This window comes from Priestia sp. BR_2 (assembly GCF_041954005.1).
GTDB classification, from domain to species: domain Bacteria; phylum Bacillota; class Bacilli; order Paenibacillales; family Paenibacillaceae; genus Paenibacillus_AQ; species Paenibacillus_AQ lautus_A.
Window position 1 is genome coordinate 41438 of the sequence record NZ_JAVFHM010000247.1, and the last position, 16581, is coordinate 58018.

The 16581-nt window shown below is 50.4% G+C and carries 14 protein-coding genes; all 14 read right to left on the reverse strand.

Annotated features, from left to right (window positions below; all coding sequences use genetic code 11):
* Nucleotides 1-122: 122 nt before the first annotated feature.
* The 14 genes from RB298_RS19355 to RB298_RS19420 all read right to left on the reverse strand — a co-directional run bounded on the left by RB298_RS19355 (nt 123) and on the right by RB298_RS19420 (nt 16316).
* Nucleotides 123-293, reverse strand: coding sequence for a hypothetical protein (locus RB298_RS19355; protein WP_176502398.1), 171 nt, complete (start codon nt 291-293; stop codon nt 123-125).
* Nucleotides 294-372: 79 nt separating this feature from the next.
* Nucleotides 373-828, reverse strand: a complete 456-nt coding sequence (locus RB298_RS19360) for a hypothetical protein (RefSeq protein ID WP_375119802.1) — start codon at nt 826-828, stop codon at nt 373-375.
* Between the two features lie 299 nt (nt 829-1127).
* Nucleotides 1128-1982: a protein phosphatase 2C domain-containing protein gene (locus tag RB298_RS19365; RefSeq protein WP_375119801.1), complete on the reverse strand. Its 855-nt coding sequence runs from the start codon at nt 1980-1982 to the stop codon at nt 1128-1130.
* 48 nt (nt 1983-2030) lie between these two features.
* Complete coding sequence (locus tag RB298_RS19370) at nt 2031-2768, reverse strand: DUF4184 family protein (protein ID WP_486048096.1); 738 nt, start codon at nt 2766-2768, stop codon at nt 2031-2033.
* A gap of 132 nt (nt 2769-2900) precedes the next feature.
* Nucleotides 2901-3893, reverse strand: coding sequence for an MsnO8 family LLM class oxidoreductase (locus tag RB298_RS19375; RefSeq protein ID WP_096773672.1), 993 nt, complete (start codon nt 3891-3893; stop codon nt 2901-2903).
* Nucleotides 3894-3919: 26 nt separating this feature from the next.
* Nucleotides 3920-4402 carry an Rrf2 family transcriptional regulator gene (locus tag RB298_RS19380; protein ID WP_486048098.1) on the reverse strand — a complete coding sequence of 161 codons (483 nt, stop codon included), beginning with the start codon at nt 4400-4402 and terminating at the stop codon, nt 3920-3922.
* A 333-nt stretch (nt 4403-4735) separates the two neighbouring features.
* Nucleotides 4736-5386: a response regulator transcription factor gene (locus RB298_RS19385; RefSeq protein ID WP_375119799.1), complete on the reverse strand. Its 651-nt coding sequence runs from the start codon at nt 5384-5386 to the stop codon at nt 4736-4738.
* Nucleotides 5387-5392: 6 nt separating this feature from the next.
* Complete coding sequence (locus RB298_RS19390; RefSeq protein WP_486048101.1) at nt 5393-8446, reverse strand: ATP-binding protein; 3054 nt, start codon at nt 8444-8446, stop codon at nt 5393-5395.
* Nucleotides 8447-8534: 88 nt separating this feature from the next.
* A complete protein-coding gene (locus tag RB298_RS19395; RefSeq protein ID WP_192571950.1) occupies nt 8535-9164 on the reverse strand; it encodes a hypothetical protein in 630 nt (209 codons plus the stop codon).
* Between the two features lie 269 nt (nt 9165-9433).
* The gene (locus tag RB298_RS19400) at nt 9434-10306 is read right to left on the reverse strand and encodes a sugar phosphate isomerase/epimerase family protein (RefSeq protein WP_192571951.1); all 873 of its coding nucleotides are present in this window, start codon (nt 10304-10306) and stop codon (nt 9434-9436) included.
* A 15-nt stretch (nt 10307-10321) separates the two neighbouring features.
* Nucleotides 10322-11992, reverse strand: coding sequence for an ABC transporter substrate-binding protein (locus RB298_RS19405; protein ID WP_486048103.1), 1671 nt, complete (start codon nt 11990-11992; stop codon nt 10322-10324).
* Between the two features lie 31 nt (nt 11993-12023).
* Entirely contained in the window at nt 12024-12920 is an 897-nt protein-coding gene (locus RB298_RS19410; RefSeq protein ID WP_009590217.1) for a carbohydrate ABC transporter permease, read from the reverse strand.
* Nucleotides 12921-12936: 16 nt separating this feature from the next.
* Nucleotides 12937-13809, reverse strand: coding sequence for an ABC transporter permease (locus tag RB298_RS19415; RefSeq protein ID WP_375119795.1), 873 nt, complete (start codon nt 13807-13809; stop codon nt 12937-12939).
* A 197-nt stretch (nt 13810-14006) separates the two neighbouring features.
* Entirely contained in the window at nt 14007-16316 is a 2310-nt protein-coding gene (locus RB298_RS19420) for a helix-turn-helix domain-containing protein (protein ID WP_486048106.1), read from the reverse strand.
* Nucleotides 16317-16581 lie beyond the last annotated feature (265 nt).

The window sequence follows — 16581 nt, forward strand, 5'->3', positions numbered from 1 at the left end:
TTAAGGCAGCCTGTTCTTGGAATCAATAACGGCTACCTATGCTTTGAACCATGTTTCTTCCTATGTCATATATGATAAAGATGAAATAAACGTTGTTTGTAAAGTTGATCGTACGCACTTGGCTACACGATAATTTCCACATCTTCATCCTCAAACAAGTCATCATAAGCAACGTAGAGGCCTATGGCTGAGGCGATTAATACCAAAATGGCTGCGATAAACGCCAATTGTTTAACCGTAGCTTTGTTTGATTTCCCTTGCTGTCTTCGTTTACGTTGCACTCCTCGGCCCAAACTGCATACCTCCCGCTTTCATGCCGTTACAATAAAATATGATTCGGACATGAAAATGTTGTTAGGCAAAGCACGCTTATTATATCGGATGGTTGATAGAGGATGCTTGTATACCGTTATGATTGGCCGCGAAGCTTGCTAAAAACTCCCTTATATCCTTGACGAGTGAATCCGGATCGGACATGGCAACCATATGGCTGCCGCTTTCAAGATTCGACCAATGCACGATATGGTTATTGGCTTCGGCCATTCGCCGGAAGATCGAGCATCCTCCGAGGGAAACCCCTGTCGGTACCTTCGTTTGATCTGTTGGCATCCCGGCTGCTCCATCATAATACGTCCGACGAGGAGGCTGCAGTCTCGTCAACCAATATAGGGTAGCGTTAGTAAAGAGCAAATCTTTATGGATAGGTTCCCGAGGGATGTCATTTTTGGGCCATCCGTCAAATTCCTTATAGCGCTCGATAAGGTAAGCAAGCGCGGCGACCGGCGAATCGTGCAGTCCGTAACTGACGGTTGGATAGATAAGGGGCATAACCACTGCCTCCTGCAAACAGCTCAGCCAAACGAGTCATTTCAGCCAGCTCTTCGTCACTAGCTCCTTCCAGTTCGCTCGGATCTCCCATGGTGATGCCCAGTCCTCCTGTAAGATGTACACTGATCATGTGTTTAGCATCCAGGATAGCCACAGCTCCGGTGTGACTAAGGCACCGGCATCGTTACCATGCGCACCGTAAACATCATACCCGAGTCTGTGCATCAACTTGACCCAGCTTAATGTCAGTGTTTCGGAGGAATCTTTTATCATAATGCAGGAGCGTGGTCATAGAGCAACTATAGGTCGTTAAAATGAATCACCATGCCCGTCTTGTCATCGGATTTCTTGAATCTTGCATGGGTTAAACATTCCGGGTCAGCCTCTTCGATATCCTGTAATTCATGCGTATACTGCTCAAGGCCTTTTAACAGTATACGCTGCGCGATGTAGTCCCAATAGGATCGATCACTCGGCACGTCGTTCACAGGCCAGAATAAACCATCCGTTATTAGAATCAGGTGGGCTAATCGGGATCTATTGATTTTTCCGTATTCGAGAAAATCAACGGCACGGGGATCCCCGTTCAAGACGCCGTATCCTCCATTCACGTTGCTCTTAAAGCGGTTCTCCCTAATGATATCTATTACCGTGCCGAGGAGTTCTTCTTGACGGGTCAGTCCCTGATTCACGCCTTCCTCCCATTTCGCGATGGCTGGAGTTTCCAAATGAGCGACTTGTCTCCAGGTTAACGGTCGAACCTCCCCGTCCTGGTACACGGCAAGGATCATGCAGTCACCGGTCTGCAGGAATTCCACCCGTTCCTCCTGAATTCGTACGAGAGCAAGAGCCGTTCCCCAGAGCCCGTCTTTTTTCTCCATATCGACATGGGCTTGCTGCATAAGCTCTCTTAACTTATCGTTTGCTGCCGCAGCATGCTCCGCAATCTGCCCCACTTGATCCAGTGATTCAAAAAAGTTCTTCACCGCTTGAGCGGCAAGGTACCCTCCCGTTTCCTTCTTGTCGCTGAGGTAGGGAACCACGGAGGATACCCCGTCTAACACGCCGTACAACCCGGCCTGCTCATGAATCATAAGTGCATCTTCATTTAAGAAATGGATCCCCTTCAGGGTGTACTGCTTAATGGTTACCATAAATTGGCCCCTCCTACACAATGAATTCTGGTTTATTTGCTGGATTCGTTATTTTCGCCTGGCCGTATTCCAAAATAGGAGACAAGTTACAAGCAGTGCGAGCAGAAAGCTGCTAATGGCCGGGACGACAAGCTGCAATACATAGGACAGTCCCCGCCCTTCTACAACCGTCATCATGGCCGCGAACATTGCAAGGATATAGACCGTAACGAATACGCACCAAAAGGTTATAACCGGATGCGCATGCGCTCTTTTCGTGGGCGATACGTACAAATAACGGTGAATCCACCATGCGGTCAGGACCAAGCCAAATAGGGTGCTGCCGTGTTGGCCTAGTTTGTACACCGGAATTTGTAAGGCACCGATATGCACCTTTTCCGTAAGGAGCGGAATCTGATTGACGATCCATGCTCCCTTGTGCGTGAACTGATCCCAGAGCAGATGCGTGCCAACGCCTGCCAGTCCTAAGAGGATTACGGCCAGCCACCCTATGGGAGAGACTGGAGTTTTGCCATCCCGCTGCCAGCGGTACGGGAACCATGAAGGTAAATAGACGTGCAGAACCGGGCGTATGACCTTCTCAAACACAACGTACAGCAGCAATATCATCGGGAGATTGAATAAGAGAATACCCGGACCCTCATGCCCCCATACGCCAGCCGCCCGAAAACGGATGAAATATTCAAAATCCGGCGCCAGGCACCCGATAATGAGCGCGGACACCGGTAACGACTTCTTCTTCCACCACGGCATCGTGATGACGGGATGCGCGAATGTAAAAGGCATAATCTCTCCTAACTGCTGATTTTATGTATAAACGATTTTTTACTATTCTAGCATCAACACGCTTCTAAGGGATACGATATTTTCATCAATCGAAAAAGGACAGGCTTCCGCCTGTCCTCTCAAAACCATGATTTACAGCAGTTCACGTGCGAGAAGGCGATATACCTCCAGCCGCTTTTCCTGCGAATGCGGAATGCTGCATATCATCGCTTCCTGGAATCCGTAGTGCGCTTGCTCTTCCTGTAAGCGGGCCGCGATGTCTTTTACCGCTCCCACCAGATGAATTTTGCGCCCTTCCTGGATAGCCATCCGGTCAATTTCCGTTAAAGATACATTCTGAGCCTCTTCGGGTGTCATCACCTGCGTAATTCGGCCCTTGCTCATCATCAGCCGGAAAATATCCTGCGGCAGCGCTTCATACTCCGCTTCTTCCATTGTTTCCGCTGTCGTTACCATATAGGATACGTTAATTTCAGGCTTCTCCATGAACGGGGATGGTTGGAAGTTATCACGGTAATGGTCCAATATGTCTATGCTCATCGCTCCGTTAAAGAACTGTGCGAAGGAGTAACCGACCCCCATCTTTGCCGCTTGCAGCGCACTGTTGCCGCTGGAGCCGAGCAGCCACACTTCAGGCAGGGCGACTCCCGTAGGCGCAGCGGCATTCGTGGCATACAGTTCATCTTCCGGCACCTGGTCGCGAAGAAGCTGCATGGTGACGGAGAGCTTGTCATACATGTTATGAAGCATCAGCTGCCGCCCTTCGGACAGAGCGTACATGGCACTCGTATCGCCGCCGGGCGCGCGCCCTACGCCGAAATCAATCCTTCCGGGCGTAAATGCGCTTAACGTCTTAAATACTTCCGCGAGCTTCAGTGGAGAATAATGCATCATCATGACGCCGCCGGTGCCGATGCGTATCCGATCGGTTTTTGCCGCAAGCCGGGCGGCCGTCACTTCAGGGGCGGAGCTGGCAAACGTATGTCCTCCATGATGCTCGGCCATCCACATTCTGCTGTATCCCAATCCATCGGCCAGAACAGCCAGTTCTTCGGCTTTCATCAATGCGCTTTCCGCCGTGTTGCCGCTGGTGACGGGAGCTTGATCCAGTACGCTTAATCTCATATGATATCTTCCCTTCTTCGATTCGATTAGATGACCATTTTGCTGCTGATCCATTCCTCCAAGGCGCTAACCTTGTCCTTAAAGCGTTCTCCGCGCATTTCCTCCGACAACGAAGCGATGGTCTCTCGCTTTAATACAGCTTTCCAGGAAGATTCGGCTTCTTCCATCAAATCGGATAGCAGGCAGCAGCTCTCTTCATTTTGCAGGTCGAGCATGTCTACGAGAATTCCATGGGACGAGTATAGGGACTGCTGTCCTTCCACCGCGAGGTAAACGTCGTATATACGAATATCCTCAGGTTTCTTCCTTAATCTGAATCCGCCCTTGATGCCGGGGACGGACGTGATCAGATTAGCGGTTACCAGCTTTCTCAACAATTTCTGAAAATAGGTCACGGAAGTTCCCAGCTGCTGGCTAATCGCTTCCCCAGGCAGCACCGCCCTGTCCGGCAGCATGTTGAGCAGAACCAGGGCATATACGGACTGTTCCACGCCGGTTTTCATATGCATAAACAGCACCTCGTTTTACGGTATGGATTTGGTTTAAAATGCTATTCATATTTAAAGCGGATAATGAATATCCACGTTATATCATATATCAGCCGGGTTGAAATGTACAACCTAATGTTTGCGTTCATCTCATATAACATGCTGAACGGGATCGTATTGATGGCATGCCCCAGTTCAGCAACGTTTGGATATGACCGAATCATGACTAATGCATGACAGGTGTATGGCTTTTATATGACAGAAGTAACTGTTTCGATAGACTGCCAAACCCTATACTCATGGAAACACATGACAAAAAACACCGCTCTCATTGAAAGCGGTGTTCTTGCTTAGTCAATCCGGATCCCTCAGTACCTGCTTGAGCAGCGGAATAGCCTTGGTCCGGTCATTCATGCCGATTTTCTCATAGATGACGCTGATGTAGTTGCGAACCGTACCTTCCGTGATATATAACATATCGGCGATCTCGCGGTTGTTCTTATATTCCGTCATCAGCTTTGCAATCTGCAATTCCCTGGGGGTCAGATTATAGTTCTGCACCGGAAACTGTGGAACTCCGGTCGTTCTTAACCGGGCCGCCAACTTTGCCGCCACCTTCGAAGGGAGCATCAGCTCGCCACGAATCGCCTCGCGGATCGAGGCGATGATTTTATGGGACGTAAAGTCTTTAAGCAAATATCCGGATGCTCCTTTGGCCAGTGCCTCTATAATGAAATCCTCTTCGGTGAACGTCGTGAGGATCAGCACGATCGTATCCGGATTAGACTGCTTAATCTGGTGCGTTGCCGCTATTCCGTTCATAACCGGCATTTCGATGTCCATTAACACAAGCTGAGGACGCAGCTGCTCCACCAGCTCGCAAGCGGTCTGCCCATTGTCCGTCGTAGCAACGACCTCCATTTCGGGCTCCATATTGATAATGGCCTCTAGGCCTTCACGGACAATGGTTTGATCCTCTGCAATGAGTATGCTTATGCTTGACATTTCTGATCACTCCTTAAGCGCGGAACGAGGCATGGTGAGTAATAACACACAGCCTGCTCCATCCTTCGTGCTGACCTGGAAGGTGCCGCCCCTTCGCCGGGTCGTTTGGCGCATCATGGTCAATCCGAATCCAAGCCGTTTGGACGTAAAGGGCAGCCCGTTATTTTCGAGCGTAAACTGGATAGCGTCTTCTATCTCGATCAACTCAAACCGGAAGAACGTGCAATGGCCGTGACGAATACCGTTCGTGATCCCCTCCTGCAAGGCATGGCGGATCAACTTCTCGGCCTCCGGCTCAAGACTTCCGTCGGAGACTTCAATCTTATGCTCCACGTTGACTTCCGCATATTGCTGGGAGTCGTTAATGATTTGCAGCAAGGAGTCCCGGAACGTTGCTGAAGCAGTCGCTTCCTCGGCAAGCATATGCACGGATTTCCGCATTTCATGAAGCCCTTTGCGGAGCAGGTCGGACGCATGCTTCAATTTCTCCGTCGATTCCGGTGCGTTCTGCGAAGACATTTTCAGACCGAGCTCTAACTGAACGACGCTGGCTGTTAGAATATGCCCTACGTGATCGTGAATATCGCCGGCAATTCGGTTCCGCTCGGCGAGCACGGATATCTCCGACAATGCTCTGGCCCGTTCTTCCAAAGAATGCTCAAGCTCAATGGTCCTCGCCTCCACTTCGCGTTCCAGCGTTGCATTCCAGCGTGCCAGTTGGAGATGCAGTTCAAGGCGTGCCAACAGCTCCTGCTTGTCGACGGGTTTCGCAAGATAATCATTACCGCCGTGTTCAAAACCGGCAACCAAATCCGTCATTTGACTTTTTGCGCTTAGGAAGATGACAGGCAATTCGCCAGAATTGTAATGCCTGCGTATTTCTTCACCTAATTGGAGTCCGGATACGTACGGCATCATGACATCGAGAAGCGCAATGTCCGGTTTGTATCCATTCTGGATCCATTCCAGGGCCTCTTGTCCGCTGCATGTCGACCTGAGTGAATATTTTCCCGCCAGGAACTGCAAGAGTACCTGGACGTTAATCGGATCGTCATCCACGATGAGCACCGAAGGCAATTGTTTATTGGAGTAGGCTGCCTCCCGCTCAGTCTCAACGATCTCCCAATGCGGGAATGACTCTGTCGGAATGTAATCTGCGACGGGCAGAGGAGGGCTCTTCGGCTTTCCTTCGCCAGCCATGGGGAGCGTAAAGCTGAACGTTGAGCCTTCTCCAACACCGGAGGTTACTCCAATCCTTCCGCCATGCAGTTCGACCAGCTTCTTAGTAATCGAGAGCCCGATCCCCGTACCGCCTTGTTGAGATCGATCCAGAGGATTAATCTGCTCGAATGATTCAAAAATACGGTCCAGATCAGCTTCTGCGATGCCGATTCCGCTATCGGTTATCTGAACCGAAACTTGTCCTTGCAGCCTCTTTGCCGTGACGGTAACCGTCCCGGTTTCCGTGTAAGCAATCGCATTTCCAATTAAATTATGCAATATTTGCTGCAACCGATTCTCGTCGGCCATCACGTACATATCGTCCGGCAATTGATGGGATAGTCGAAGCCCTTTCTTCTCGGCTAATGGGTTGAGCACTTGAAGGGTCAGCTCGACGGCCAGACGCAAGTTAACCGTCACGAGGACCAAACCGATTTCCTGGTGCTTGAGCTTTGAGAAATCCAATATATCGTTGACCAAATGGGCAAGCCGCTGGCCGCTGACCTTCATGAGCCGCAAAAGATCGATGACAGGCGATGGCAGTTTGCCGGAGCTTCCGTCAATCAATGCATCGGCCAGACCGATAATGCCATGGAGCGGAGTACGCAGCTCATGCGAAGTTTTCGCCAAAAATTCATCCTTCAGTTTATCTAATGTCAACAAACGCTCCGACAAACGCTCCACTTGGGAAAATGCCCGTGAGAATTTCATGGACAGCAATAATGCCTGCAAAAATACAAACCCCAGCACACCGTACTGCAGCAACGCTGGCGTTGTAAAAACTCCATTACGGTTTAAGGTATCATTGACCGCCGTCAGGAAAATCAGGGTAAATCCGAGTATGAGGAGGACAGCCCCTTCTTGTCGTTGCCTTGCTACCCGAATGGATGCATAAACGGCATAGAGAACAAGCCCGATGGAATAGATCTGAAATGGGATCAGTGAGTAATCGTACACCCGGATATCTGTTATAAGCACCAGTAAGGTCAAAGATATCGTGAAAAACTGCGTCAAACGCCATACCTTGCGGGATAGAAATTGAGGAAACAAGTGATATATATATGAGATCAAAAATAATTCGCCGACGTAAATCGTTAAATACGATACTTTTGCAAACCAAACCCATGAGAACGCTGGGAATATTTCCAGTATAAATCTCGAACCCACCAGCATCGTTCGAACTGCCATGCACATACAGAATAATCCGAAATACAGCGGAGTAACGTCGTTGCGCCTGAGCACGTACAAGATGACATGATACACAGCGATCACCAGCAATGAACCGATGACGAGACTGTCTCTTACAAGCTCTACCGACTTCTCCTGCTGCAGCTGCTTGGCGTCTCCAAGCTCAAAGGCGTTATTAATCCCGCCCTTGGGATACGTAAAATTGGCGACCTGAACCAGAAGCGTCAATCGTCCGTCCGAGTCCGGCTTAACGGGTACGACTACAGACGGACCGTACTTCGGAATGGATGCCTCGTGCGTAGATTCTGGTTTACCGGCCGATGCCGCCAGGGTATCGTTGACCCATAGGGCGTATGACGAATAGATGTTACGCAGCTTGAGTGCAATCGGCTCTTCAGAATCAAGCCCGCTAATCGTCAAACGATACGTTGCATATCCGTCGGCTGGAAGCTTCCTGCCGTTCAACGAATAATTCGTCCAATACTCGGGCATATCGACGTATGCACTTACGGCAGGAAAGCTCCCTTGTTTCAGATCGTCCGGATCCAGCAGTTGGTTCCAATAAAATGCCCACTTTCCGTTCAACGCAATGGACCCGTCTGTGCCGAAATCCCATTCTTCCAGCTGAAGCTCACCGTTCTGCACGCTCACGGACGACTTCGCAGTTGCAATATCCGAAAGGCCGGCTAAAGATAAGATCAGGTAAAAAAAAACAGGGCAGCCGCGTGTTTACGCCATCTCATGCGAGAATGGACGCAACATCGATATAAATTTCATCGCCTAACCGGGCATTCCCCAGCAGGCGAAGATGTCGCTTGGATGTAAAATCTTTGGGTTCGTAACTGTTGGGTGCTTTAGCGGGGGACAACAGCTTTAGTTGGATATAGGTTTCCGCTACAAGTTTGCTGCAGAAGAAGTCGCGGAACGAAGTAGTGATGCCGAATTTGCCCTCGATGATCTCCCAATACATCTGTTTTTTATCCGGAAACACGGCATCATGCACCTGCTCGATAAAATGATCCAGCAGCTCGTACATTTCGGGTGTTCGATCGGCATGCAAATGACGAATCGCAAACATCGTATCGTAATGGTTGCTGACATCGGTTGACAATCGATCGCGTAACTTCACGAGCTGAGGACCTGATTTCTTGATATGTAACCACGTATCCTCCAGATTATCGAGCGACGTGGATTCCCATAACAGCACTTCATCGTTCGGAGCGCGTACGACCATCGCAACATGTGACCACGGACAATGTTCCAGCGCTTCAATTCGAAGACTTCCCTTGGCTACACCATGAGCGAGCAGAAGATCTCCGGTCTGCAGCTTAGGTTCAATCTCGTTATAAGGAACGGTGGTTTGGTTCATATTATCCCCCTTGGCTGGTGAAATTCACCATGAATTTTGTCCTTCAGTTTAATACTAAACGCAACCCATAAATTGTCAATCACTGAAATTGGGCTTTGGCATCGTCTTTGTCCCTTCCCGAATCCATTTTTAGTAGATATAGGTGATTATCGGTTCGTACAGAGCTGCTTTCGGTTATCGATTTGCGCAAACAGGCCTGCCCGGATTTGCTCCAAGGCAGGCCTGTGTATTTTAATGGTTTTCGTTTACATATTCTGGCGCTTCTCCTGTCACGCTTCCTCCCATAACCGCTTCAAATTGTCTAAACCCAATCGGGTTCCTTCCCTGCACTCCTCCATGCCCTCGAATTCCAGCGTAATATCCCCGTCATAACCGGATTCTTTAATGAGTCGAAGGATTCGCCGCACATCCAGATCCCCCTGCCCGAAGATGGAACCTCGTAGGTAATTGCCATGGGAGGTTCTGAACCACTTCCCCCCGCCCGGATCCTGATCAAACGGACGATAATAGAAGTCTTTCACGTGGACGAGCGAGGCCAGCGGCAAATTGCGTTTCACGCCGACCAGCGGCTGCTCGTCAACGCATAGAAAGTTGCCGATATCCAAGGTCGTCTTGAAGTTCGGACGGTCGACTGCCTGCAGCACGCGCTGTACCCGGTCGCTTGCCTGCACGCTCACGCCATGGTTCTCGATTGTGGTCGTGATGCCGTAGCGGGCTGCGTAATCCGCGATTTGACGGCAGCCTTCCACGATCATGTCCAAATGGGTTTCCACGTAATCGATGCCCATCTTCTCCGGCGGCAGCGTGAACGCCGTTACGTCATGCCGCATATGCTTCATTCCCAGCCGGTTGACCGTATCCACGTGGCGCTTGATCCGTTCGACCTCCGCATCGAAGTCGTCCCTGCTCTCCTGGACGAAATTAGCGGGCATGGAATAATTGGATAATGCGATGCCGGCTTCGGCCGCCCGCTCACGCACCGCGTCGGCAAGTCCGGGATTGTCCTCCAGCGTAAATCCATAGGGCACGATCTCCATGTGCTGTCCGCCGTTCTCCGCGATCCAATCCACCACATCCAGCACCGTCATCTCGCCTGCACGGATAGCCGGCAGCAAGCTGTAGGTGCTCACACCAACCCTCATTGCATGATTCCTCCTTTATTTGCTTCTTCCATCGTAAGCTTCCTGATAGATTTCCAGGTAGCGGGCTACATTCATGGCCTCCAGCTGCTTCACGTAGCCGTCCCAGTCTTTATCCAGATCGGCATCGCCAATCACGAAGCGTGCCATCATTTCATCCACGTAATCGTTGATCGTTTTGGACAGATCCGCTACCTCGGACGCCTGCTCGTTTGTCAAAAACAGCGGCGGAACGGTGCTGACATCGGTTGGTTTGTAAGGTTCGTATTTATTTTTCGTCTCGTTGTACAATACGACTTCCAGATCGTCTTCTCCTTTGGCAACGGCGCTCAGGCGGAAATCATTTGTCCGCAAACTCGGGCCGGTTTGTATCCAGGCAATATTTTGCACCGTACCGTATGATTTTAGCTCAGACCAGACCGCAGGCTCCCCGTTGATGCCGACCTCTCCGTCCTTCGCTTCCCTCCATTCCTGGTCCGGACGGCCATAGACGCTGCGCAGCGTATGCTCCCGTTCGTACAGGCCATCTGCCCAGCGCAGGGCAAGCTCAGGATGCTTGGCCTTTTTCGTGATGACGAATGCACCCGGGTTCAATCCGGTGGAATCGAGAGCCGCATAGCGAACGCCGTTCGGTCCTTTGAGCGGCGGCACCGTCTTATATTCCAACCATCTGCCGCTTTCGCCGAGGAGTTGGGTAAATATACCCTGGTGGCCGCCGGTTGAAGCACCCAGAATGACCGTATCGGGATTCTCCCCGATCTGGATCAGCTGATTGTCATCCTGCGTGAATGACTCCGGAGCGAGCAGTCCCTCGGCATACAGCTTGTTCATATACCGCAACCCTTCCCTCCACTCCGGTTTGTTGAAGGCGACGTCGAGCTTGTCGTCTTTTATGAATATATGCTTGTAAATTGAGCCGTAAACCGGATTATAAATGAAAGAATTCAACAGGAACGCATCGATGGAGGAGCTCCAGGATTTTGGTGAGATCGACAGCGGAATCTCATCCTGGATTCCGTTTCCGTTCGGGTCCTGTTCTTTGAAGGCCTTCAGCACCTCGTACAGCTCATCGGTGGTTTCCGGCATCTTCAGATTGAGTTTCTTCAGCCAAGGCTTATAAATCCACATTTTCTGGCTCATGGAGCAGTGATAGCATTCATTCACTTCCGGAAGCGCATAGATATTGCCGTCCAGCGCGGTAATCGTGGATTGGATTTCCGGATTATCCTGGAACAATTTCTTGGTGTTCGGCCCCTGCTTCTCGATCAAATCATTCAACGGGAGAAAGGCGCCCTGCGAGCCGTAAATCATCTGCTGCGCCGGCGATATGTTCAATCCCAGGATGACATCGGGATAGTCCTCGCTGGCAAGAACGAGATTCAGCTTCTCCTGCATGCTCTGCTCCGGAACGACCTCCCACTCGATGTGCACATTCGTTTTCTCTTCGTACCATTTGGTGAAATCGTTCGTTTCGAAATTCTCGACCAGCGGATTTCCCCGCACCATCACCTTCAAAGTGGTTTTCTCTTGAACCAGCGGATAGGTTCCCGGTTCGGATAATGCGATTGCCTCGGTACCCGTATTTTGTGCTTCATCCGCGCCTTTCGGGCCCTGTGACCCGGTACAGCCTGCAAGAAGGATACTGAATGCGGTGATAGCACCCATGATAACCCGCGTTCTTTTTCTCATAACGTCCCGCCCTCCTGAAATAATGGATGTATTATCCTTTTAACGAACCGATCATGACCCCTTTAACAAAAAACTTCTGCAGGAACGGATAAACGATCAGCAGTGGAACCGATGTCACCACGATCAGCGAATATTTCAGCAGCTCCCGCAGCCCTTGCCGGGCCGCCGCGGTTTTGGCGTCTCCGAGCATTTCGATATTGACCTCGTTCTGCACCAGAATATCGCGGAGCACCAGCTGCAGCGGGTACAAATCCGCGCTTTTTAAATAGATCATGGCGTTGAAATATTGGTTCCAGTGGCCGACGGCATAGAATAAAGCGATGACGGCCAGGATGGGACCCGAAAGCGGCAGCACGATGCGCCATAGGAACCGGAAATCCGTACATCCGTCCAGCTGTGATGCCTCCAGCAATTCTGTAGGGATTGTCGTCTGGAAGTAGGTCCGCATGATGATGACGTTCCACACCGACAGCGCGCCGGGAATGAGCATCGACCATACCGTGTCAATCATGCCGAGATCCTTCACCAGCAGATAGGTCGGTATCAGTCCCCCATTAAACAGCATCGTGAACACAAACAGCAGCATGAACAGGCCGCGCCCCCGAAAATCTTTGCGTGATAGCGGGTAAGCCGCCATAACGGACAGAATGAGATTAATCGAGGTGCCTGCCAGCGTATAGAACAGCGTGTTCATGAAGCCTTTGGCAACCATCGTGTTTTTGAACACCGCACGGTACCCCTCGAGCGTCGGTTCGACGGGCCACAGCCATACCTTTCCCGATAAAACCGCGCTGCTGGAACTGAACGAAGCACTGACTACATAAATCAACGGATATAACACAACGATTAAGAAAACGGATAAAATGACGTAGTTCACCACCGTAAAAACGCGATCCGAGCCGGATTCCTTCATGGCAGGTGATTGCATACATGTCCTCCTTTCCTTACCAAAGACTTTCCTGCTTCAGCTTTTTGGCCGTCTGATTCACGATCAGCAGCAACACGAAGCCGATGATCGCTTTAAACAAGCCAATCGCCGTGGCATAAGAGAAATTCATCGCTTGGGATACCAGTCCTACCTTGTACACATACGTGTCGATGACCTCGGAAGATCGCAAATTCAGCGCATTCTGCATTAACAGGATTTTCTCGAAGCCGGTCTCCAGCATTTGCCCCGTATTCAGAATGAGCAGAATGATGGCGATGGGCATAATGCCCGGCAAGTCAATATGGCGCATCCGCTGCATCTTCGAAGCGCCGTCGATGACGGCTGCTTCATGGAGTGCCGGATCAATGCCTGAAAGCGTTGCCAAAAAGATGATGCAGGAAAACCCGACGTTCTGCCAAATATGGGACCACACGTAGATCGACTGAAACCAGGAGGCCTCGGCCATGAAATGATAGGGCCCTGCGCCGAACCAGCCGAGCATCGTATTGATGAGCCCCGTTCTCGGGTCCATAAACTGCAGCATCAAGCCCACCAATACGACCAGTGAGATGAAATAAGGCGCGTATGTAACCATCTGGACGGTGTTCTTGAAACGCCGGTTTCTTACATAATTCAAACCGAGCGCTAGCATAATGGGAAACGGAAAACTGGCTATCAGCGTGTACAAGCTGATCGAGAACGTATTCTTAAGCAAACGCCAAAATTCATGCGATTGGAAGAAACGTTCGAACTGGGCAAATCCGACCCATGGACTGCCACTGATTCCTTTTGTGACGTTGAACTCTTTAAACGCAATCTGCGCGCCGTACATCGGCACATACTTGAATATGATGATGTACAATAACGGGAGCAAAAAAAGCGCGTACAATTGCCAGCTGCGGATGATACTCTTCCAGCCACTCAGCAGTTACCACTCCAATCTTCAATGGGATTCGTCCCGATCCGGTCCGTGATTGGAGTATATACAGCCGGCTTGTTCCGCGTAAATCTTCATGTTCCGGTCGACTATTCAGAATTTTAGAATGGGCTGTTATTCATCAATCCGGCAGTACGCATCTCTTTAGATTAAGCATAATCTCCGGCCCGGTGAAGGCGTCTGTACTCGGTGGCGCTTATCCCGTTTACGCGTTTAAACGCCCGGCTGAAGGTGTTGAGTGACAAATAGCCGCAAGCTGCTGCGATGTCGCTGACCGGCTTGTCGCTCGTCGCCAACTCCCGCTTTGCCTCATCCATGCGGAGCTTCTCAAGATACTCCGAGAAATTCAAGCCCGTCTGCTCCTTGAAGAAGTACGATACATATGCTTCGGAAGTGTGGGTTTCCCGGGCGAGCGCGGATAAACTCAGATCGCTCTCCCCATAGTGCTTCTCGATATAGCTCAGCAGCCGGTTCGTTAAATGAGCATTATGGCTCTTCTTCCTCTCCTCGTTCTTCTGACAGAGGCGAACGAAAGCGGCGTAGAGAATATTCATGCCTTCAGCAGGGGATAACTCGGGATTTAACGCTCGGATGACGGCATCCGTTTCCTCCGTTCTGTGGCTTCCATCATTCCCTGTCTGTTCGCTGCACTTCATCAGGGTACCGCTAAGCTCCTGGACAAGTAGCTTCTCGACGGCCATCGGCATTTGCCGATCCGACCTGTTCTTCTCTTTGATTTGCCGAAAAAGCTGCTTTGTCTCATCCAGATTGCCGGCTTTCACAAGCTGGATTAACCGCATCTCTTCGTCTGCCGGGTAATAGTAGGAAAAGGCCGGCATTACCATCTCGGCATGATAGAAGATAGGAGACTTCTCGCTCCATCCCGCATGATGCAGGACAAACTTGGCCTCCCCGTAGGAACGATACAGCTCGGCAATATTGGACCGGAACTCGCCTACGGCCATGTACAGGCCCGTGCCGGAAATTCCAATCAAATGCTCATGGATCGACTGTAGATGTGCTCGCATATGCATCGTGAAATCCTCTTTGTCCGCTGACGTTCCCGACAAGACCAGAACCAATTGATTTTCTCCAAAGTCATGCAGCAGCGCCCCTTCTCCGCATAATGATTGAATCCGGTCGCGGATGTTGATTTTGACAATATCGAGCTCCATCAGCATTTCTTCCATGAATGGCTCATGGTATCCTCGAATATGAAGAAGCGCCACCGCATGGTGAGATCCCCGGAGCTGGACCTGCGCGTGTTCCATGGCAGCCTCCAGCTCCTGCATCGACGTGAAGCTCCCTTTCAGAAGACGGTCAACCAGAACGTTTCGCAGCATCGGAATCTGCTCTTCCAACCGCTCCTTCAGCGTATCATGGCTTTCAACCAGCTCGGAAACGGAATGGCCGATATAATCAACGGCGTTACGCGAAGCAGTATGAGCTGCTTCCGATCGGGTTGAAGGAAGCAGCTGAAGGATTTTGAGGAGCGGCCTGCTGCTTCGATATGCCAAATAACCGGCTACGCCTAACCCCAGCAGCAGAGCTGTAATGAAGATGGTTAACGTCAACTGTTTGATATAATATACCTTTTGGAGCACCACGGATTTGGGCTGGGCGGATACATAGCTCCAGCCGTTGTATTCGGATGTGGATTGAGTCACAAGCATCTCCTGTTCTTCCCATCGGATATGGGTATCGCCACTTTTTATGGGAAGCGCTTTCATAAAATCCTGTTCTTTCAATCCGATGGAGCTGATCAAGTTTCCGTTAGCATCCGCTATATACGCAAAGCCCTCTTGTTCCGGATCGACTTTGCGGAGCATGTCCTGGATCTGCCTATTGTTAATCAGGACCGTAACGACCCCGCTGCTGCTTTTGTTCCCGAAGGATTGCATATAACTCACGACGGAGTATGGTTTGCCTTCATAAACAACCGAATGTCCCGGCGTATACGTTTTATAATGATACTGCCCGAACAATGCTTGCCTCCATTCGCTTAACGATTGGCCTTCATAACGCAGCAGCAAACGATAATACTGGTCTGACGTATACACCTTGCGGGGAGAGATGACCATGCTGCTGTTCTTGTACGCGATGTAATAATCCACGATGAAATGATTAAACAGTTTGTAGTTAAACAAGCTCTTTTCCAAATCCCACAAACGGTATGGGCCTGTGCCGGCAAATGGTTCTTTCTCGAATTGAAAAGATTGGATCTTGGATTCGCTCGACATCTGCCGTGCGATGTTCTCGATTTCGGCAAATCGCTGATCCAGCGCTTCCTGAATTTGCTGCAGTGCCGCTGAGGTGCTCTTTACCGTCTCGTTTTCAATCAGCTCCGAGGTTTTCCCATAAGCAAACCATCCAACCAATAGGGAGCCTACCAGAATGACGGCATACGGTATAAAAAATCGAAACAACAGCCCTGCCTTCTCTCCCGAAACGGATTTCACCGGCAATTTCCCCCTTTCTTCCCTTCAGATATGATCCAATATATCAAAGATTGATGCGCGTAGTCAGTAGACCAAAAGGCACTGATTTTCCCCCTAGTAAGCGTCCGTAAACGCAAAAAGACCCGCCTGTGCAGATCAGATTTCGACCATTCGGTTTTACCCCGTATTTCCTAGCTTCGTCATATCCTATATCCGAACGCTGGGATTTATATGGATAACCGCCTTTTTACGTCATGTGCAGTACATCTGCACTATAGCAAACGTC

Bases quoted from the DNA above. Each gene is read 5' to 3' on its own strand.
- RB298_RS19400 (WP_192571951.1), bottom strand. From the start codon at position 10,306: ATGAGGGTTGGTGTGAGCACCTACAGCTTGCTGCCGGCTATCCGTGCA.
- RB298_RS19365 (WP_375119801.1), bottom strand. From the start codon at position 1,982: ATGGTAACCATTAAGCAGTACACCCTGAAGGGGATCCATTTCTTAAAT.
- RB298_RS19385 (WP_375119799.1), bottom strand. From the start codon at position 5,386: ATGTCAAGCATAAGCATACTCATTGCAGAGGATCAAACCATTGTCCGT.
- RB298_RS19370 (WP_486048096.1), bottom strand. From the start codon at position 2,768: ATGCCTTTTACATTCGCGCATCCCGTCATCACGATGCCGTGGTGGAAG.
- RB298_RS19405 (WP_486048103.1), bottom strand. From the start codon at position 11,992: ATGAGAAAAAGAACGCGGGTTATCATGGGTGCTATCACCGCATTCAGT.
- RB298_RS19375 (WP_096773672.1), bottom strand. From the start codon at position 3,893: ATGAGATTAAGCGTACTGGATCAAGCTCCCGTCACCAGCGGCAACACG.
- RB298_RS19380 (WP_486048098.1), bottom strand. From the start codon at position 4,402: ATGCATATGAAAACCGGCGTGGAACAGTCCGTATATGCCCTGGTTCTG.
- RB298_RS19410 (WP_009590217.1), bottom strand. From the start codon at position 12,920: ATGCAATCACCTGCCATGAAGGAATCCGGCTCGGATCGCGTTTTTACG.
- RB298_RS19395 (WP_192571950.1), bottom strand. From the start codon at position 9,164: ATGAACCAAACCACCGTTCCTTATAACGAGATTGAACCTAAGCTGCAG.
- RB298_RS19360 (WP_375119802.1), bottom strand. From the start codon at position 828: ATGCCCCTTATCTATCCAACCGTCAGTTACGGACTGCACGATTCGCCG.